At 37.5% G+C, this 18,090-nt stretch carries 22 protein-coding genes; 19 read left to right on the top strand and 3 right to left on the bottom strand.

Features of this window, described 5'->3' with window-relative positions; genetic code table 11:
• The first annotated feature begins 5 nt into the window (after positions 1 to 5).
• The 11 genes from EG2_RS07485 to EG2_RS07435 all read left to right on the top strand — a co-directional run bounded on the left by EG2_RS07485 (position 6) and on the right by EG2_RS07435 (position 11,335).
• Positions 6 to 4,580: a VaFE repeat-containing surface-anchored protein gene (locus tag EG2_RS07485; RefSeq protein ID WP_169793128.1), complete on the top strand. Its 4,575-nt coding sequence runs from the start codon at positions 6 to 8 to the stop codon at positions 4,578 to 4,580.
• Between the two features lie 104 nt (positions 4,581 to 4,684).
• On the top strand, positions 4,685 to 5,548 hold the full coding sequence (locus EG2_RS07480; protein WP_139243330.1) for an LPXTG cell wall anchor domain-containing protein: 864 nt from the start codon (positions 4,685 to 4,687) through the stop codon (positions 5,546 to 5,548).
• 25 nt (positions 5,549 to 5,573) lie between these two features.
• Positions 5,574 to 5,924 carry a DUF961 family protein gene (locus EG2_RS07475; RefSeq protein ID WP_060814197.1) on the top strand — a complete coding sequence of 117 codons (351 nt, stop codon included), beginning with the start codon at positions 5,574 to 5,576 and terminating at the stop codon, positions 5,922 to 5,924.
• Positions 5,924 to 6,355, top strand: a complete 432-nt coding sequence (locus tag EG2_RS07470; protein WP_060814196.1) for a DUF961 family protein — start codon at positions 5,924 to 5,926, stop codon at positions 6,353 to 6,355. The genes EG2_RS07475 and EG2_RS07470 overlap by 1 nt, the downstream gene beginning before the upstream one ends.
• A 39-nt stretch (positions 6,356 to 6,394) precedes the next feature.
• Complete coding sequence (locus tag EG2_RS07465) at positions 6,395 to 6,775, top strand: helix-turn-helix domain-containing protein (RefSeq protein ID WP_060814195.1); 381 nt, start codon at positions 6,395 to 6,397, stop codon at positions 6,773 to 6,775.
• Positions 6,776 to 6,788: 13 nt separating this feature from the next.
• The gene (locus EG2_RS07460; RefSeq protein ID WP_060814194.1) at positions 6,789 to 8,105 is read left to right on the top strand and encodes an FtsK/SpoIIIE domain-containing protein; all 1,317 of its coding nucleotides are present in this window, start codon (positions 6,789 to 6,791) and stop codon (positions 8,103 to 8,105) included.
• Complete coding sequence (locus EG2_RS07455) at positions 8,105 to 8,521, top strand: hypothetical protein (RefSeq protein ID WP_060814193.1); 417 nt, start codon at positions 8,105 to 8,107, stop codon at positions 8,519 to 8,521. Before EG2_RS07460 ends, EG2_RS07455 begins: the two co-directional genes overlap by 1 nt.
• A 298-nt stretch (positions 8,522 to 8,819) precedes the next feature.
• Positions 8,820 to 10,010 (top strand): replication initiation factor domain-containing protein, encoded by a 1,191-nt coding sequence (locus tag EG2_RS07450; RefSeq protein ID WP_060814192.1) that lies wholly within the window; start codon positions 8,820 to 8,822, stop codon positions 10,008 to 10,010.
• The gene (locus EG2_RS07445) at positions 9,964 to 10,407 is read left to right on the top strand and encodes a HepT-like ribonuclease domain-containing protein (RefSeq protein WP_060814191.1); all 444 of its coding nucleotides are present in this window, start codon (positions 9,964 to 9,966) and stop codon (positions 10,405 to 10,407) included. The genes EG2_RS07450 and EG2_RS07445 overlap by 47 nt, the downstream gene beginning before the upstream one ends.
• Entirely contained in the window at positions 10,389 to 11,006 is a 618-nt protein-coding gene (locus tag EG2_RS07440) for a hypothetical protein (protein WP_060814190.1), read from the top strand. Before EG2_RS07445 ends, EG2_RS07440 begins: the two co-directional genes overlap by 19 nt.
• Before the next feature lie 125 nt (positions 11,007 to 11,131).
• Positions 11,132 to 11,335: a hypothetical protein gene (locus EG2_RS07435; RefSeq protein ID WP_060814189.1), complete on the top strand. Its 204-nt coding sequence runs from the start codon at positions 11,132 to 11,134 to the stop codon at positions 11,333 to 11,335.
• Positions 11,336 to 11,458: 123 nt separating this feature from the next.
• Here the strand turns inward: EG2_RS07435 and EG2_RS07430 are convergent, their stop codons facing one another.
• The 3 genes from EG2_RS07430 to EG2_RS19535 form a co-directional block, all read right to left on the bottom strand.
• Positions 11,459 to 12,004, bottom strand: a complete 546-nt coding sequence (locus EG2_RS07430; RefSeq protein ID WP_060814188.1) for a hypothetical protein — start codon at positions 12,002 to 12,004, stop codon at positions 11,459 to 11,461.
• Positions 12,005 to 12,065: 61 nt separating this feature from the next.
• The gene (locus EG2_RS07425; RefSeq protein WP_115241620.1) at positions 12,066 to 12,356 is read right to left on the bottom strand and encodes a hypothetical protein; all 291 of its coding nucleotides are present in this window, start codon (positions 12,354 to 12,356) and stop codon (positions 12,066 to 12,068) included.
• A 57-nt stretch (positions 12,357 to 12,413) separates the two neighbouring features.
• The gene (locus EG2_RS19535; protein ID WP_060814187.1) at positions 12,414 to 12,761 is read right to left on the bottom strand and encodes a hypothetical protein; all 348 of its coding nucleotides are present in this window, start codon (positions 12,759 to 12,761) and stop codon (positions 12,414 to 12,416) included.
• 608 nt (positions 12,762 to 13,369) lie between these two features.
• Here EG2_RS19535 and EG2_RS07415 point away from each other — a divergent pair.
• From EG2_RS07415 to EG2_RS07395, 8 genes are all read left to right on the top strand, one after another.
• Positions 13,370 to 13,660, top strand: coding sequence for a hypothetical protein (locus EG2_RS07415; protein WP_139243328.1), 291 nt, complete (start codon positions 13,370 to 13,372; stop codon positions 13,658 to 13,660).
• 274 nt (positions 13,661 to 13,934) lie between these two features.
• A complete protein-coding gene (locus EG2_RS18800; protein ID WP_156424234.1) occupies positions 13,935 to 14,090 on the top strand; it encodes a hypothetical protein in 156 nt (51 codons plus the stop codon).
• On the top strand, positions 14,087 to 14,329 hold the full coding sequence (locus tag EG2_RS07410) for a hypothetical protein (protein WP_060814185.1): 243 nt from the start codon (positions 14,087 to 14,089) through the stop codon (positions 14,327 to 14,329). The genes EG2_RS18800 and EG2_RS07410 overlap by 4 nt, the downstream gene beginning before the upstream one ends.
• Before the next feature lie 205 nt (positions 14,330 to 14,534).
• On the top strand, positions 14,535 to 14,663 hold the full coding sequence (locus EG2_RS19530) for a hypothetical protein (protein WP_255210072.1): 129 nt from the start codon (positions 14,535 to 14,537) through the stop codon (positions 14,661 to 14,663).
• A 9-nt stretch (positions 14,664 to 14,672) separates the two neighbouring features.
• A complete protein-coding gene (locus EG2_RS19525; RefSeq protein WP_255210071.1) occupies positions 14,673 to 14,798 on the top strand; it encodes a hypothetical protein in 126 nt (41 codons plus the stop codon).
• A 156-nt stretch (positions 14,799 to 14,954) separates the two neighbouring features.
• A complete protein-coding gene (locus tag EG2_RS07405) occupies positions 14,955 to 15,173 on the top strand; it encodes a hypothetical protein (RefSeq protein WP_060814184.1) in 219 nt (72 codons plus the stop codon).
• Positions 15,174 to 15,176: 3 nt separating this feature from the next.
• Positions 15,177 to 15,596: a TcpE family conjugal transfer membrane protein gene (locus tag EG2_RS18355; protein ID WP_082709536.1), complete on the top strand. Its 420-nt coding sequence runs from the start codon at positions 15,177 to 15,179 to the stop codon at positions 15,594 to 15,596.
• Complete coding sequence (locus EG2_RS07395; protein WP_060814183.1) at positions 15,559 to 18,084, top strand: ATP-binding protein; 2,526 nt, start codon at positions 15,559 to 15,561, stop codon at positions 18,082 to 18,084. The genes EG2_RS18355 and EG2_RS07395 overlap by 38 nt, the downstream gene beginning before the upstream one ends.
• Positions 18,085 to 18,090: the final 6 nt, after the last annotated feature.

The raw sequence follows: 18,090 nt of genomic DNA, 5'->3' as shown, positions 1-18,090 counted from the left end.
TTCTTGTGCAACAAAGAACAAGAAAGAATTGGTTGAAAGCCGCAGCTCTCGTCGCTTTTTCACAGTTTTGCTTTTTGACAGGTGCCTTTCAAGCACAAGCGGAAGAAACAGCTGTTGGGCAACCAACGGTAGAAACGACCGCACCAGCTCTTACTGAAGCAGTCGAAGTTCAACCGGTAGAAGAAGCTGTACCAGCTGTAGAAACACCATCTGAGTCTGTGCCAGAGACCAGTGCGCCGACAACCAATTCAAAAGCAACTCTCGATCAAACGATCGGGGAAACACAAAATCCGGGTGACAGTCCAACTGTTGCTCAACCAGTAGAAGTAGAAACACCTGAAACAGAGCGTTCAGTGGAGCCTTCAGAAGAAAGTACGTCGAATATGACACCATCTTCTGAACCAGCCGAAACAACAGATACACTAGAGACAAAACCGTCAGAAGGGAACCTGACATCTGAGTCTTCTGATTCGACAGAACCTTCTGTAGACAAAGCAATGGATACATTCGCTACTAATACAGAAAAACCAGAGGAACCACTTGTAGACATTAAGGATACGGAAGAAAAGACAGAAGACTCTGTAGTCGCTTCTGACACGAAAGAAACGACGTTGTCGGAGAAAGACGTAGAAGAAACGTTTGTGGTTACTCAACCACGATCTGCTCGTGTTCGTCGTGCCGTAAATGACAATATTGTTCGTGAAAATTTAGTTGGTCGAGGGATTAACTGGGCAATTGTAGATGATCCAGGACGACCAGGATTTACGTTTAATGGTATTCCTATGTTTACGGTTAATGGACAAGCCGCATTTTGTATTCAACCAGGGGTAGATTTTAAGGGAAATGGACAAGTCCATTCGACTGAGGCATTGGATGCGTATTTGAAAGATGCTTCTAAGCGTCATAAGATTACTTTGATTTCTTATTTTGGTTATGTGAATAATCCAGATAAATCGAAAGAACAATACTTTACAACACAATTAATGATCGGCGAAGTTTTAGGACGTAAAGTCACTTGGACGTATGCTCCTCTGAATTACAATGCTCGTAAAGTTAAAATTCAAAAATTAGTTAATGACTTTGATAAAAGAGTTTCCTTTAATAATCAAACAAAAACAATCAAAGTGGGAGAAACAATAAAAGTATCAGATACAAATAATGTATTGAAAGATATTGTAAGGATTGAACCTTCCAAAGGTATTACTGCAAAAATTCAAGGCAATCAATTAGTGATTACCGCAACCCAAAACGCGTCGAAGGATGCAACGGTCAAATTATTCAAATTAAAAGCTATGAGTTCTCCGATGGTTTATAAGAAATCAGGTTCTCAAACGATTGGTGTTTTAAATCCAAATGAACCAAATTCTTCTTTGTTACGTTTAAACGTCCTCAAACAAGGCAACTTGGAAATTCTAAAGATCGACGCAGACACCAAGAAACCTTTGGCCAATGCAGAAATCAAAGTGACGATCAATGGCAAAAACCAAACCGTGAAAACCGATAAAAACGGAAAAGCCACGATCAAGAATATCACCCATGGCACAAAAGGCACGGTCGTTGAAATCAAAGCCCCAACTGGTTACGTGTTGAACAAAACAAGCAAAGATTTCACGATCGAAGCGAATAAAACAATCAAAGTGATTCTTGAAAACAAAGAACAAAAAGGGATTGCGCGCATTTTCAAAGAAGATGTTGAAACAGGAAATATAGCACAAGGTGCTGCGACCTTAGAAGGCGTAGTCTATGGACTTTATCAAGCGGACGGTACAAAAATCAAATCTGTTACATTAAAAAATGTTAATGGAAAAGTCCAAGCAGAAGTGAAAGATTTGAAACTTGGTTCTTATTATTGGATTGAGGAAAAAGCGCCAAAAGGTTATAACCTCAATACAAATAAGATTCATTTTGAGTTAGTCTATGGTGGACAAGATAAAGAAACCGTCACAAAAGAAGTCACTGCTAAAGATCAAGTGATCAAAGGAACCATTGATTTAGTGAAAGTTGCTAATAAAGATTTAGTCGATTCAACCAATCCAGATAACAAACCAAAATTAGCTGGTATTGAAATCTCTTTGACATCAAAAACAACTGGTCAAGTGGTGAAAACAGTTGTCACAGACAAAGATGGTTACGCTAGCTTTGGTAAAAATACTGTTGTCTTTGATACGTACATTCTTTCTGAAACCAAAGGAAAAGAAGGGTATAAACTATTTGAACCATTCGAAGTCACAATTTCTGAAAATGGGCAAACTTTCCATTATGTTTTAGAAGATAAAGTAATCGAACAACGTCTTAAAGTGGTGAAAGTAGATCAAGAAACAGGGAAAGTGATTCCACTTGCCAATACAGAATTCAAGATTTTTGATACTTTAGCCAATCGTTATGTCACAATGGAAATTCCAAATGATACAGAAACAACGGATATCTTTAAAACCAATGAAAAAGGCTTTTTCTTAACTAACGGTACACTTACTTATGGAAAAGATCGTTATCGTTTGGAAGAAATCAAAGCGCCCGTAAATTACGTTTTGAATCAAAACCCATTGGTGTTCTCGATTACCAATGATACAGAACCGATTAAAGTGATCCATTTTGCGAACCGTCAAGCACGGAAAAACGTAAAATTATTCAAGTATGAAGAATGGAATAAGAAGAAAACGCCACTTGCAGGTGTGAACTTTACCTTGTATAACGGTAAAGATCAAGCAATTGGTGAATATACCACTGATCAAAACGGGGAAATTTTAGTGAAAGGTCTAGTTGCCGATGACTATTACTTCTTGGAAAATGCACCATTAGAAAGCTTCCAATCAAATACAGATAAACAAGCATTCACTGTTGCATTCAAACAAAATGCGCCAGATGATGGGGAAACGTTAGTGGTTTCTGTACGTAATTACTTGATTCCACCAAAACTAGAAACACAAGCGTCAAATAAAGCCGATGGTGAAAAAATGGTTGATCCATTAGAAACGATCGTCATTAAAGATAGTGTTTCTTATACCAACCTGTTTGTCGGCAAAGAATACACCATTTCAGGAGTATTGATGAACAAGGCAACGAATGCGCCAATCTTACAAGATGGCAAAGAAATCACAAGTACCTTGACCTTTATTGCAGACAAAGCCAATGGTACAAAAGATCTTGAATTTGTGGTTAATGCTAGTGTTCTGAAAGGTCAAACGATCGTTGTTTTTGAAAAACTTTTCCGTGATGGCATTGAAGTTGCGGCACATGAAGACATTACTGATGAAGCCCAAAGTGTGAAAGTAAACAATCCAAGCGTTCATACGACAGCTGTTTTTGAAGATGGCTTAACGGTCGCAGACCCAACGGGGCTGTTTACCTTAAACGATACCGTTGAAATCAAAGAAATCCTTCCAGGAAAAGCTTACTTGGTCAAAGGGATCTTAATGGACAAAGCAACCGGTGAAGTCTTACTTGTTCATGGTCAACCGGTAGAAAGTGCGGTTGGCTTTATTGCCAAAGCAAAAAATGAAACGGTGATCGTGCCATTTACTTTTGATCTAACGGGCTTGAATGGTCGTGAAATTGTTGTGTTTGAAAGTCTTTTTAGAAATGACGAAGAACTGGCAAACCACAAAGATATCAATGACAAAGGCCAAACGGTACGGGTAACGAACCCAAGTGTTCGTACCACCGCTACGCATAAACCAACGGGATTAAAAGCAGTCAATCCATTAACGAAAGTCACGATTACCGACGCTGTGAAGTATCACGATTTGATCGTTGGAAAGACCTACACCGTCAGTGGTGTGCTAATGGATAAAGAAAGCGAAAAACCAGTCTTAGTGGATGGCAAAGAAATCACAAGTACGTTAACGTTTGTGGCAGAACGTACCGACGGTACAGTCAACTTAGACTTTATCTTAGACGCCCGTGCGTTACGAGGCAAAGAAGTCGTAGTCTTTGAAGATCTCTTCAGAGACGGTGTATTATTAGCAACGCATGCGGACATTACCGATAAAGACCAAACCATTAAAGTGGCCAATCCAACCATTACGACAAAAGCTACCAATGCAAATGGTGGAAAAGAGATCTTAGCTTTACCAAATCAAACCGTGTTGGAATGGGTTAAAGTAGACGGTCTAGCAATTGGTCAAATCTACAAGTTGATCGTTCAAGGCTACTTAACACCAGACGGTACGCCATTTGAAGGCACACATGCGGAAAAAGTCTTTATGGCTGATAAAGAAATGATGGAATTCTTATTTGAATTCATCGTTGACGGTCGCAATCTTGCAGGAAAAGGATTGAGTTTTGCGGAATGGCTGCAAGCGAAAACAGAAGATGAAAAAGAAACGTTTGAAGAAGTCGCAAAACATAACGTCGATCTAACAAACAAAGATCAAACGGTTCAATTTGTGGAGGCACCAAAACCACCGCAACCAGTAAAACCAAACGAACCACAACCTGTAAAAGAAGTGAAACAAGCTGCAATGGCACCTATGTTGCCAAAAACAGGCTCTGAAGACAATGGGTTATGGATCATGATTGGTATGATCTTTGTCCTTGCGGCAGGATTGATTGGTTATGAATTATACAAGGTCAAAGACTAAAAAGAACGAACAAGCGGTTAGGCAACTAGCCGCTTGTTTGGTTTTTAGAAAGAAGGGGAAGAATATGAATAGAAAAAGAGTAAATGAAAGGAGAAGAAAAGAAATTGAAGAAATATTTGATGATTCCTTTATTTAGTACGTTGTTTTTTACCAATGGTATGATTGCTTTTGCAGATGAAGAAACACCGATGGCGCCTTTAATTTCGGAAGAGACAGAAGTACCGATACCAGTACCGGAGGTACCTGATACTGGTGAGGAACGACCAACGGTTCCAGTAGATCCTGGGACAAGTGAAACAAAAATACCGGATACGTCAGAGGTTCCTGTGACACCTCCGATTGAGTTGTCTGGAGACGGGGAAAAAGTTCCTATTCCCTCGATAGATTCTGGGGCAGCATCGACGGAAACAACAGGGACAACAGAAACGTCGGATAGTTCAATGAATTCTTCTACGGTTGAACAACCAACAACGCCTTCTATCAGTGAAAAGTCAGAACAACCGACAGAAGAGCGACCAATAGAAAAGCCAAATGAAGACAAAGAAACAAAACCAAATAAAGATAAACCAACAGGTCCGGCAAAAGAAGTGAATGTGTCGATAGATTCGTCTGGAAAAATTATAACGGATGCTGCTCAAGGAGCCAGTGTACCGATTGTGACAAGTAATATCAAAGAAATTAGTCACGTGCCAACACCAACCACGCCATTAAGAACCGCAACTGGGCAAACGATTGTTGGGGTAAAAGATGGGGTACCATTGATACAAGATGCGCAAGGGAATTTAGTAGAGGATCCATCCATTCCTGTGAAAAAACTCCCTAGTGGAAATATTGAAGTCAAAACAGCAGATGGAAAAACGAAGGTTTTACCAAAAACCGGTGAAGAAATCCATGCGGTATTTTCTGTTTTAGGTATGATTTTAACAAGTATTGCTGGATTTTTTGGCTATAAAAGAAAAAGAATTTAGAAGAGATGGAAGGAGAAAAATAATTATGGGATTAAGTTATGTAGTAATTGATCAAAAAGAAGTCTTAGGAAAAGTATGGAATCAAAGTCATATACGTTCAGATGGTCCTAGAAATAATCGAGGAGCAGTTTCACGAGTGGAAACAGAAATTTTTCAAATGAATTCTGAGAAAATGGGCATGATTGAGGTACGTGTTCCTTCGGGTGGTGCACCAAAAGCCATGCGTTATAATGCGGAGGTATTATTGGCAAATCCACGTGTGTCTTTTGCGCCAAATTCACAAAATTTAGGACGAAATGGAGAAGTTAATCGAATCATTAACGATAATTTTTATTTGTTAGCGGATCGTGTAGAAGTAAAAGGAGGACAACAATAATGGCATTAGAATTTGATCAAGGTTTGGTACCAGGATTACCAAAAGAAACATTAGGAGAAGTCTTTTTTGTAAAAACAAAACGAGTCCGTATGGACTATGATGGAAATGAAAGTACGGGTGAAATCAAAGAGCGGCCGGTGGAATGTTCAAGTGCTGCACAAGAAACAATTTTTATTGTGAATTTCCCTCCGGAAGTAAGGATTGAGGATTTAAAAAATGGGGATATTATTGAATTGGAAGGCGTTGAGTTTCGTTTTTGGTCATCGATTGACCGTCAAGCAACGAGCGCCTATGTCAATAGTGACATAAAAGTAACGGCGACAGGATATAAGAAAACTGGGAAAAATGTATTTCAATCAATGCCAGGAACACCACCGGTACAAGATAAAGGAAATGGATCATTTGGAAAGGAAGGACCGAAAAAAGAGTAGTCAGATGACTGCTCTTTTTTACTGAGGAGGTGTTTTCTTATGATAGAAAACTTTGGAAAAAACATTGTAAAACTACGAAAAAATAAAAATTTATCACAAGAGCAACTAGCTGAAAAAGTAGGTTTGAAAAAACAATCTATTTCAAATATTGAGCGAGGAAATAGGTATCCTACTTTTGAAACATTAGACAAAATTGCTTCTGTATTAGAAGTTTCACCTATTGAATTATTTGGAACGGAAAAAGAAATCATGACCGCTGACGTTCCAACGATTTTAGAAGAGATAGATAAATCAAAAGAAATTCTACGGACAGTATTCAAAGCAGAAAAAGTACTGAAAAAAATTCAAGAACCGATACAAAAGCTGGTAGAAAATCTAGCACTTATTGAGAAAAACAAAGAATGGATACAAAGAAAATAAAGGTGGTAATTAGTTGTTTCAATACAAAGGAGTACGAATTCATAGTAGGCATATATATGCTTCTCAACGATTTATTTTTTATTTGATGCTACCAGTTCTTTTATTGATGGTAGGAATAGTTATTTTATTTTCATCAATTCTATGGCAATGGTCTTGGTGGGCAATTGGTGGTTATGTGGTGGTTAGCTTCTTATTAGCGGGAGCGTTTGCCTATGCTTGTTTGTATTTCTTTTGTTACAACGTATACCAACGTTTGGTACATAAAGGAAAACTAGCAGAGATGATCCAAAGCCGTCGATTAATTATTGAAAAAGTACAAAAGAATGGCCGCCGAAAGGTTGTGTATTACCCCAAAATTTTTTATCACTATAAAGATGGATTAATTTATGTGCGTTTGCCGTTAGATTTAGGACCTTTTCACGAACGGTTTAACAATTTAGCGGGGGAATTAGAAGAAGCGTTTTTCTGTGATCTTGTGGAAGAACAACGGGAAAAGAATTATGTGTGTTATACGTTTATGTATGATGTGGAAAAAAATCGGATCAATGTTCGAGATGTCACCGTTAAAGATGGTGTAATCACTTTAATGAAAAATGTACGTTGGGCATATAATAAATCCCCTCATGGGTTAGTAATTGGAGGAACTGGTGGAGGTAAGACGTATTTTTTGATGACTTTAATTTATGCGTTATTACCATTTGCGACGATAGATATTTGTGATCCAAAACGTTCAGATTTAGCAAGATTAGAGGCATTACCGATTTTTAAGGGGCATGTGTTCTATGGTGGTGGTATCTTAGAATGTTTATTGAATGTATCGGACATAACAGAAAAACGTTATAAGAAATTAAGAGAATCTTCTGAATTTGAATTGGGGTATGATTATACGCATTTTGGGTTAAAGCCACATTTTTTAGTGGTGGATGAATGGGCGGCGTATTATGCTTCGTTAGGAATAAATGAAAAGAAAAAAGCGATGAATTGTTTGAATCGTATTGCATTAATGGGACGACAATGTGGTGTATTTTTGTTGGTGGGTACACAACGTCCGGATACGAAATATTTAGAGGGGGCAATTCGAGATAATTTTGGATTGCGCGTCACTCTAGGGAAAGTATCGAAAGCCGGTTATAAGATGATGTACGAGAATACATTAAAGTCATTGTTTAATAAACCCGTTAGAGGACGTGGGTATATTGATCCAGGGACTGAACAGGTTCGTGAATTTTATGCACCTTATGTAGATGTAACAGAATTTAATTTTTTTGCTGAATTTCGACAATTGTCTGATCAATTAATGATTTTACGATTTGAAGGGGGTGAGAAGTAATGGAGGAAATACCTGCAAAGTATCGAAGACATGTTACGATGAATGATTTAAAATTGACGGCTTTGTTTGGGGATTGTTTTATCTTGGAAGAAATTAAACCAGTTTATCGTTATAAGCGATTAAATGATGCGTTTGGTAGATCCAGGAAAGTCCCAACGAGTGAAATAATTGGCTATGCCTGTCTGGTAACGGTTCTTGAAGGAGCTTACGAGGGCTTTTTAGTGCAGATAAAGGTACAAGATCCCGTAGTACCCGAATTGCCGGAAAAGACGATAGAATGCCCATTTTTTTATGGTTGGTTTATCAATCTCTCTTATTCTTTTGTCAAATACTATTCAAAACAAGAGTTATATTTAAAAGCCGATGATATGATTATGTGTTCAACTCTACCTCCAGAGCGAATGATTCCCCGTTAGAATATGGGGGCTATGCTCCGCGCATATCACCAGAGTTGCACACCAGCCTCAGAGCGGAAACGGCGCGAAGGCGTCGTAGCGTTAGCGGAAGCTCTGAGGAGCAGTGTGCAAAGATGGTGGCGTGCGCGGAGCGCACGCCTAAAACCCCCATATTCTAACAGGGGGGTTGAAAAACTTTTCAACTTGCTGTCTGAGGTCGGTTGAACGTTGGTATCATAACATTTCTGAAAAATTTAACTTGTCACATAACGTTTGTTATTGAAATGTTTGATGTGACAAACAAGAAAGAAGGGATTTTATGTCACCGGAACATCTAAAAAGTGTGCGTTTAAGTCGGAATTTGAGCCAAAAGATTGTGGCGAATACCTTAGGGATTGATCGGACGTTTTTGTCTAAGATAGAAAATGGACAACGAAGTTGTTCAGAAGAACTGGAACAACAATTATTAGATTTCTATTCGAAATTTTCTGTTGGAAACGGGTGGTTAGAAGTGAAATTTGATTATATTCGAATTCGAATTCCGACGAATGATCCTAAAAAAGTGATAGAAGATATATTAGGGATGGAGTTTACTTCATTTTATTATGCTGATACAAAGTTGTTTGGCTATGTTGAAATGTATCAAAAAGGGATGATTCGTGTGTTGAATTCCAAGAAAGGCGATGAACGAGGTTGTTTGATCGAATTGTCTGGTCAAGGCTGTCGTCATTATGAAAGTGTCTTAGATGAACGAAGTGATTCGTGGAAAGAATTCTTTTTTCGCTGTCAAGAATTTGAAGGCACGCCTCGTCGATTAGATATAGCGGTTGATGATCTCGAAGAGATCTTTTCGCTTCATGAATTGGCCAGAAAGTTGAGTCGAAATGAATTTATTTCGGGGTTTCAAACCTGGCGATCACAAGAAGAAAAAAGTATGTTAGAAGATGCAAGCGGTGGTTTATCGATTTATCTAGGTAGTCCACAGAGCCTTATGCATTTTTGTTTTTATCAAAAGAATTATGAAATTGCGAAAAAACAAGGGATTCCACTAGAAGAGGTAGAGATAAAAAATCGTTACGAAATTCGTATGAAAAACAAAAAAGCAGAGCGGTTTTTGGATCAATATTTACGGACGAATGATTTTTCCTCGTTAGTTGTTGGTGTTTTAGCGAATCAATTAATGGTTTTGGAAAAATCAAGAGAAAACGGAAAAGATAATCGAATATGGGCATCTTGGGCAAAATTGATTCAAGGAGTAGAAAAAGTACCGTTAACGTTGAAACCGGAAAAACCGAATTATAATCGTAAATTGGCTTATTTGAAAACACAGGCGGCACGCTCGATAAAAATTGTAAAAATTGTAGATGAGACATTAGGTCTTAATCGATTAGATGAGATTTTAGGTGTGACAGAATTGCGTGAACAGGATGAAAAAATTATAGAAGATGAGGTGCGGTCGGTTTGTGAATACATTCAAGAAAATCCACAAGCGATCGATTATTTGTTATAAGAAAAAAGGGAGGAAAACAATTGGAGGACAAGATAAACATTATGTAGAAGAAGTGATTCGGTGTTGTCAAGAGATCCAACAAACAATCCAACGTTTTGGTGATAATCCGCTTGTTTTTCAAGAGGATAGCGATTATCGGCGATCGATTCAAATGTCTTGTATAGAAATTGGTGAGATTTTAGGATTGCGTTTAAGTGATTTTTTTCGTTATTCGTTTACGGAATGCGATTGGTTAAAATTTGTAAAAATGAGGCATTATTTGGTTCACCGAGTAAACAGACGTGGTTATCGAAAATTGGATGTTTGGCGATTTATCCATCAAGATATACCTGATTTACAAAGAATATTAGAAAAGAAATTAAAGGAGGAGGGGGAAGGTTGTTTGATATTGTCGTAAGAGGATTGATAAATACTGGTTTTTGGATGTTTTTTCTTTATTTGATTGTATTTTTGATTCCTCTTTCTTGTTTTTTTGGATGTTTTAGTGGTTGGATGGCAGGAGAAGAGAAAATTGTACGTTGGTTAGTAGTAAGTGGATTCATTACGATAGGTTACATTGTTTTTGTAGGACGTACTTGTTTTGTGGCTTACAACCAAGTATGTGCCTATCAAGATCAAATTGAACAAGCATTAATTGATAAAAATTTTGTATTGAAAGAAAATGTGTCAGGAGATTTGTTGGCTGATGTAATAATTCAACGAGTAAATGCATCGGGTGAGATTCAATTTGATGTGCATACCAGTATTGACGGTCAGGATCAAGCCTATTTGAGAGGAACATTTGTAGATGGCCAAGTCAAACAGCTACAGTATCAAAAAATAACGGGAATTGTTTACAGTCAGATGATTCAAGCGTTAAAGGAAAATAAAGTATCGTTTTATCGATTGGAAGTAAAACAAACAACAGCGAAAGGATTAACGAACGATAATCGTGTATTTACTGTTGAACAAGGAAAAGACAATGCATTCAAAGTGGAAGTAAAAGAGGGAAGATAAAAGGGAGTGAAAAAAATGCTCTTTTTTCGTGTTCTTTGGTATATCATTGAATTTTTTTTAGGAATGCTTGTATGTATTCTTTTTATTTTGTGGTTGTTGACGCTGTAGGGAAGGAGAGTGAGAGAATGATTCGTTTTTTATTAGAAGTAGGCTGGAGTGTTTTGCGAATATTAGTGATTTTAGGCATTGTGTTTGTGTTATCTACGGTTGTTTTATCAGGTAGTGGAATGTCAAAACCAAGTGAATTGATTGTGAATGTATTGGATTTTGTAGTAGATCAATTACAAGTAATTATCCATTGGTTTCAAGTAAGGTTTGATTTCGGATGAAAAGAAATTCCGTCAATTGAGATATCTATGATTTTATCAGGAATGATGGGGATATCTTTAGAAAGTTTATTGTATGGGAAAGATTGTCTAGGATGATCAAGCCTATCGTTGAAAAAAAGTGGTTTATCTTTGATAGGCTTGATATTGTTCATGGAATTCATTAGTCAGCTGTTTGAGTAATTGTTGTTGCATGAAACGATTATTTTGAATTTGTAATTCGGGATAACCTTCAATGGCTTGATTTTGTTCGTTGTAACGTGTGATCGCGCGATAGTGTTCCCGTTCTAGAATATAAAAAGTATCATGCCTGAATTGTTCGAATGTACAAATTTGTTGCTGTTTTAGTTGATCGGTGTAGATAGTCGCAAAGTGTTCGGCAGACATAAGGTTTTTTTCATGTGTCGCAAAAAGATGTTCTTTTTTAAGAATGTTTTGTGTTAAACATTGGGAAAGATAGCGATAGTCTGGTTCTCTTTGGTAAGTTGCTTCAAATTGTTCATAAAGCAAAGTGATTTTTTGTTGTTCTGCTTTTAGGTATTGACGCTCTTTTGTATAGAAAGTATCAATGGCATACATTTTTTTAATTGCTCCTTCGAATAATTCCATGTAGTGTTGCACAAATTCGTCTTTTTGAATAGGTTCCCCAAACGGGGTAAGATCTGTAAACATAAAGTGTTCTCCTTTCTCTCAAGGGAAGAAGTTTTCCCTTGAGTACGTAATAGTGAATGATTTAAGAAAATATGGGAACTGATTCAATTGGAATTTCTCCTGTTTGTTTTGCAATAAGTAGCGGTAAGATTTGTTGTAGCCATTGTTGATTAGGGACTTGATCTAAAAAGTTCCCGATGGTGGTTAAAATGAGTGTATCTGTTCGCTGTTCTACTAAATAAATCGATTGAAAAGGACTTTGTCCAGCAATATAATTGATGATGTTTTCATCTGTTTGTTCAAACGAGCCTAAATAGTCATTGGTATTCCGGTCGTAACAATCCACAATAGGAATGGAATTTGTGTTTGTCATTGCAATTACTCCTTTGTTTTTTTATTTTTGTTTTGAACTAAGAGGGAAAAATCCCTCTTAGTAGTAACTACTTTCATAAACAGGTTTCCCATCATAACGGTAAAAGGTATCCCAACTACGATTGCCATAGAGTTCATTTGGATGATTCGGGTTGATTCGTTTTCTAACGATACTGTCTTTTGTTTTTGCGAGCGGGTAATCAATAAATTCATTTTGTATCGGAGCAGTAGTCCCACTCATTGAGGTATGAATGTCTATCGTTTGTTTCTTAACAGGTCTGAACCAAGCCGTTTTTTCCGTTAATTTCACGATCTGCCAAAAGGTAACATTCGTCTGTTCATAGCCCCATGAGCTATAAAAGATGTCTCCAACTTGATAAGGGGTGTTTTTTGTTTGTGTGGTCATGATTATTCCTCCTAAAATTAAAAATTTTTTGTTTTCTTTGAGAGTTGCGCCTCCCCCTCCAACCTTTTCGGTGGAGTGAGTTGGCTGGGGTGTTAGGGGCAAAGCCCCTAAGGCCATGATTTGAGTGACTTTCATAGTTAGCTGAGAGATCAAGAAAAAAGGATTCTGTTGTCAAAGAACAAAAGTGAAAATTCAGAATAGTTTTTCTTTTCGTGCGTCGGTCGTTTGGCATAACCGGCTTGAAACCATGTTCTGACTGCTGGAAAGGGGCAGCGAGAAAATGAAAAAAATCGTGGGTTTCTATTTTTTACATTTTTGGTTCAAAATTTTAAGAAAAATTTTGACGCTGATACTATTTACCCTTGGAAGCAGGCAGGTTGTGGTTTAGGTTATCCTAGCCAAATGACTGATGCATGAATTAGAAAGACTTCTGAGGTTTCGTTTCTTTGACAACAGAATCTCTTGATTCAGTTCATGGTGGGGAAGTCACTCAAATTCAGGCGCTTAGGCGACTGAATCATAAAACAAGCGTTGTTAGAGAAAATTGAGGAGTCATAAGGTGAATGAACATGCGAAACGATAAGGGGAAAAAGAGGAGTGAAAAAAATATGTCTATAGTAACTAATCGTCGCTGTTATAATAGCTATCATGTGCCGTTTGAAACACTTTATTATGCGAGTTGGCCGCCGACGTATGTGGCATGTGATTGTGGTGAGTTGGCAAAACATATCGTGCATTTTAAACGATTGCCTTGCGGAGCTCCGCATTTTCAAGAGACGTTTGTTTGGGAATGCAACCATTGCGGGGCATGCTATCGACAAATAAAAGGCACATTTAATTTTGAGCGAGTGGAAGAAAAGAGGGAAAATAAAAATGTAGAAAAAGGAGCCACAACTTGAATGTTATATTCTAGAATAGTGCTACGAGCATGGCATGATTGAATGGATAGTAGATAGTGTCGCTTGTAATCGACAATTATTAGAGAGTTATTTATGTTAGCTAGCTATCTTTGCGAGTATGTGGATGGAATTTGTTGGAAATATCGGCTAAAAATGTCTAATAAAATGATATTTTTATTTGTAAGTTAGAGATTGAATAGTAAACAGCTTTTATGACGAATGTTATTTTGATAAATTATAGATAACTTATCAAAAAGTAAAGGCGGTTGGTTTAATGAATAAAAAGCAGCTGAGATATAACCCTAAACCGAAAAATGAATTTGAGAAAAGATTGTTCAAAAGATTTGAAACCTATTCTTTGGCAAAAACTTTGAATAGAGAGGTTTTTGAGAAATGGAAAAAAGAACAAAAGGAAAGGGGTGAGGGATGATAGACTATTATGTATTAGGTGAACGAAATTGTTACGGAAGAATTGAGTATAATCTGAATGTGATCTCTCGTTATCGTAGCACATTCGAAAATGAGCTATTTGAACGTGGGTATATTTGTGATTGTTCAGATGAGGATTGTTGGTATTATCGTTTACCAGACAAAGAAGTGATTGATTATTATATTCGAAAAATACATGTTCCGGTTGAAGAAGCGAGAAATAAGAAGTCTGTAATCTAAGGATTATAGGCTTCTTTTATTTGTATAAGGAGGATTTCGAACATGTTTATAACGGTAGCGGATCGACTAAAAGCGTTAGGCTTTTATCCGTTGTCAACGGGACATTATCAGTTGTATGTATTGGAACTGCCTCCCTAACGTTTCATGGGTCATTGAAGGCAATTATGAACCGAAAAGAGGAAAGTTTTTCTATGATGTGTATTCGATGCGTTATGACAAAAAGACGGGAGAAACCTTCAATTATCGAATGATGATGGTTCATGTTCCAGTTCAAGTCATGTATCGCAAAGTAGAAAAACAAGTGAGGCAGTTACAAGAAAAGAAAGGGAAATGAAAAGGAGGTATGGCATTGTTTCATTTGTTACTAGGTATGATGATTGGGTTTTATTTAGGGTTTCGTTATGAAGGCGGAAGTTTTTTTACTCAACAAGCGCAAAAACGAGCAATTTGTAAGAAGTTTGGTTGTTAAGCGAATGCATTTATGTATTTTTTAGAAAATGATTCTGGGGATTGTATTGTTAGCTTGCATGACGAGGAATATCGGATCAAATTCTCAATGTCTCGTCCGACGCAAGTAGTGTTTTGTCAACCAGTAGAACGAGTACTTTCATAGGAGGGAAAAATAATGAACTTTTTTCAGAATGTATTTACAGATTTTGTCGGGGATTTTAAGTATTTGATCATGTTAGCAATGCTTGGTGGTGCGGCTTATATTGCTTTTGAAAGGAAAGCAAGCAAAGCCATTCCATTAATTCTTGTGCTGGCAGTAGCGGTTTGGTTAGTTGGAGATACGTCTGGCGTATTCAACTGGATTTTGGAACGAATGAAATCCTGGGGGCGGTAAGAAATGGAAAGAATACGCAACTGGACGAAGATTTGGAACGTGGAACGTGTGTTCTATAAGCTTTGGGAAGGCGTGGCACTTCCCCGACCGGTAACACAAACGTTCGGGATTTGGTTTGTGATTGGTTTTGGGTTAGGTCTTTTTCGTATTCCGCCTTTTATGATGGAACATACGATTACTCGTCAAGTGTTTTGTCCATGGTTATTTGCTTTTTTGATGACGCGGAAACAATTTCAAGGAAGGAAGCCATATAATTATTTGGCTTCTTTCTTATTATTTTGTTTCCGTCCAAAACATTCATTTCATGGACAATTTGCCAAAGCACCTGAGAAAAAGGCGATCAATGAAAAAATCACGTGTGTGGTTCGTTATGGAGGGATGAAGAATGAAATTACCGAAAGTAGTGCCGAAGGTACCGTTTAAGTATTTGGAAGAAAACTTGATTTTTACGATCGACGATCGCGTCTATGCCTATTACGAATTTCCTGCTTATTCTTATAGTTTTGTCGGAGAAGATCAAGCGTTTCAAATTCAACAAAATTTGATGCGTTTGTATCGTCAAAGTCGTGTGCCACATATGCGGGCTTATTTTTGTACAGATGAAGAACGGATCGAAAAATCGATTGAAGCATCTAAGAAGTTAGTCCGGTCCAAAGGGGCGCTAAAAGAATTGGCATACCAACATTTAGATGGGGTTCAAGAAATTTTAGAAGAAATGCATGGGCAATATGTTCGCAATGTTCGTTTTTATGTTGGTTTTGAATTGGTATTAGAAGGGGAAGAAAAAGAAGACAAGAGCTTTTTACAAGAAGTTCGTCTAGGTTGGAAAGACTTTTTTCACCGTTCGAATGTTGGTTTATTTGGCGGGTTTGAAACAATTGCAAATGAGAAAATCGAACGCTATTTACGCTTAGAAAAGTTGTTGTTTAATCGAATTGGAAAATATTTTCGTTTGCGAAAAACAACACCACAAGATGTAGTGTATTTAGTCGAACATTTAGAAGGAAAAAAAGAACAATCACTAGAAGAAGTAGAGGCAGTCTCTCATGCGTTTCAAGAAGATGGGAAAACCTATTTGTATCATTATGATACTTTGAATCTATCGAGTGCGGGAAAACAAGAAGAAAAAAATCATTTGGTATTGATGCAAGGAATGGATACGGAGTATGTGTCATATTTAGCGCTTTCTCGCATGACACGGGATTTAGTGTTTCCGTTTCAATCAGAAGTGTTGTACTACATTCAATCAGATGTGGATTTTCCTACGGATGTTTCGATTGATATTGAACGATTGGATAATCGCTCGGCTTTATCAAAAGTTCGAAACAAGAAAAATGATTTGGATGATATTTATGAAAGTGGCGCTTCTGTTGGTCGAGATGCTGGGAATATGGTTCGTGAAGCTTATGAGATGGCGAATGATTTAGAAGAAGATCTAGAAATAACGCGTGAAGATATGTACCAGGTTTCGTTTGTGACGCGTGTTGCGGGACAAACCAAAGATGAAATGATTAAGCGCGTCAGTGATGTTCGCGCATTTTATGAAGATTATGGCATGTATTTAGAGGTTCCTTGCAATATTCAGTTGTTTTTGCATTATGAATGTTTCCCAGCAGGGCAGCGAACGATTGAAGATTATCGGCAATTTGTTGGTGTTGATTTTCTGGCAAGCCTAGGTTTTGGTGCAACACAACAATTAGGTGATGGCTGCGGGATTCCGATTGGATTTAATGCCGAGACGGAAAAACCGGTTTTTATTCAGCCATGGTTAGCGGCACAAGGGATCAAAGGTTCGGTGACAAATGCATTGGCAAAAGCCCTGATCGGTTCTCTTGGTGGTGGGAAGTCCTTAACAGAGAATTTATTATTGTTTTGGTCGGTATTATTTGGCGCATTGGCATTTTGTATCGATCCAAAATCGGAGCGTTTGTATTGGGGAAGAGATTTGCCGTTTTTTGCACCATATCTAAAAATTGTCAATATTACGAATGATGCAGAGAACATTGGGTTATTGGATCCTTTTTCAATCATGGAAAAACAAAAAGATCAAGAAAGTTTAGCGCTGGATATTTTGACGTATATAACCGGTGTAAGTATTCGTGATGAAGAGCGGTTTCCATTGTTGCACCAAGCAGTAAAAGAGGTGTCAGAAAGTGAGGGGCCAAAAGGATTATTGCTTGTGATTGAAGCATTAAAGATACAAGCAGATCCAATGGCACAAAAACTCGCAAAACACTTAGAAAGTTTTAAGGAATTATCGATTGCGGGGTTACTATTTGGCGATGGGACAAATGACAAAGGACTGAGTTTTGATGCAAAGTGTAACGTGGCATTGGTTCAAGACTTAACATTACCGGATAGTGAAACTGCGGCGGAAGATTATAATTCTTCAGAAATTCTAAGTATTGCCATTATGATGTGTTTAGCGACGTATGCATTAGACTTTATTAAGCTAGATTGCAAAATTTATAAAGCGATTGGGCTAGATGAAAGCTGGGCTTGGTTGAATGTATCACAAGGAAAAATTTTAGGAAATAAACTGGTTCGTGCAGGACGTTCGATGAATGCCGGAATTGATTTCTCTACACAAAGTACCGCAGATTTAGGGGATGAAAAAACAAAGAACAATATTGGATTGAAATTTATTTTTCGTTCGAATGATCGTGAAGAAGTATTAAAGGCACTGCGTTTTTGTGGGGTAAGTGAGACAGAAGAAAATATTCAGAAAATCATGTCATTAGAAAATGGACAGTGTTTGTTTGTGGATATTAAAGGAAATGCCGGAATTCTTTATGTGTATTATTGGTTTGAAGATGTTTTCCAAGCATTTGATACACGTCCGCCGATGGAAGACGAGGAGGAACTAGAAGAGAACGTTGTGGGATTATTAACAGAAGAAAATAAGGAGTGAGGAAAG

This window comes from Enterococcus gallinarum NBRC 100675 (genome assembly GCF_001544275.1).
Lineage (GTDB): Bacteria > Bacillota > Bacilli > Lactobacillales > Enterococcaceae > Enterococcus_D > Enterococcus_D gallinarum.
This window is presented reverse-complemented; position numbering and strand designations above follow the sequence as displayed.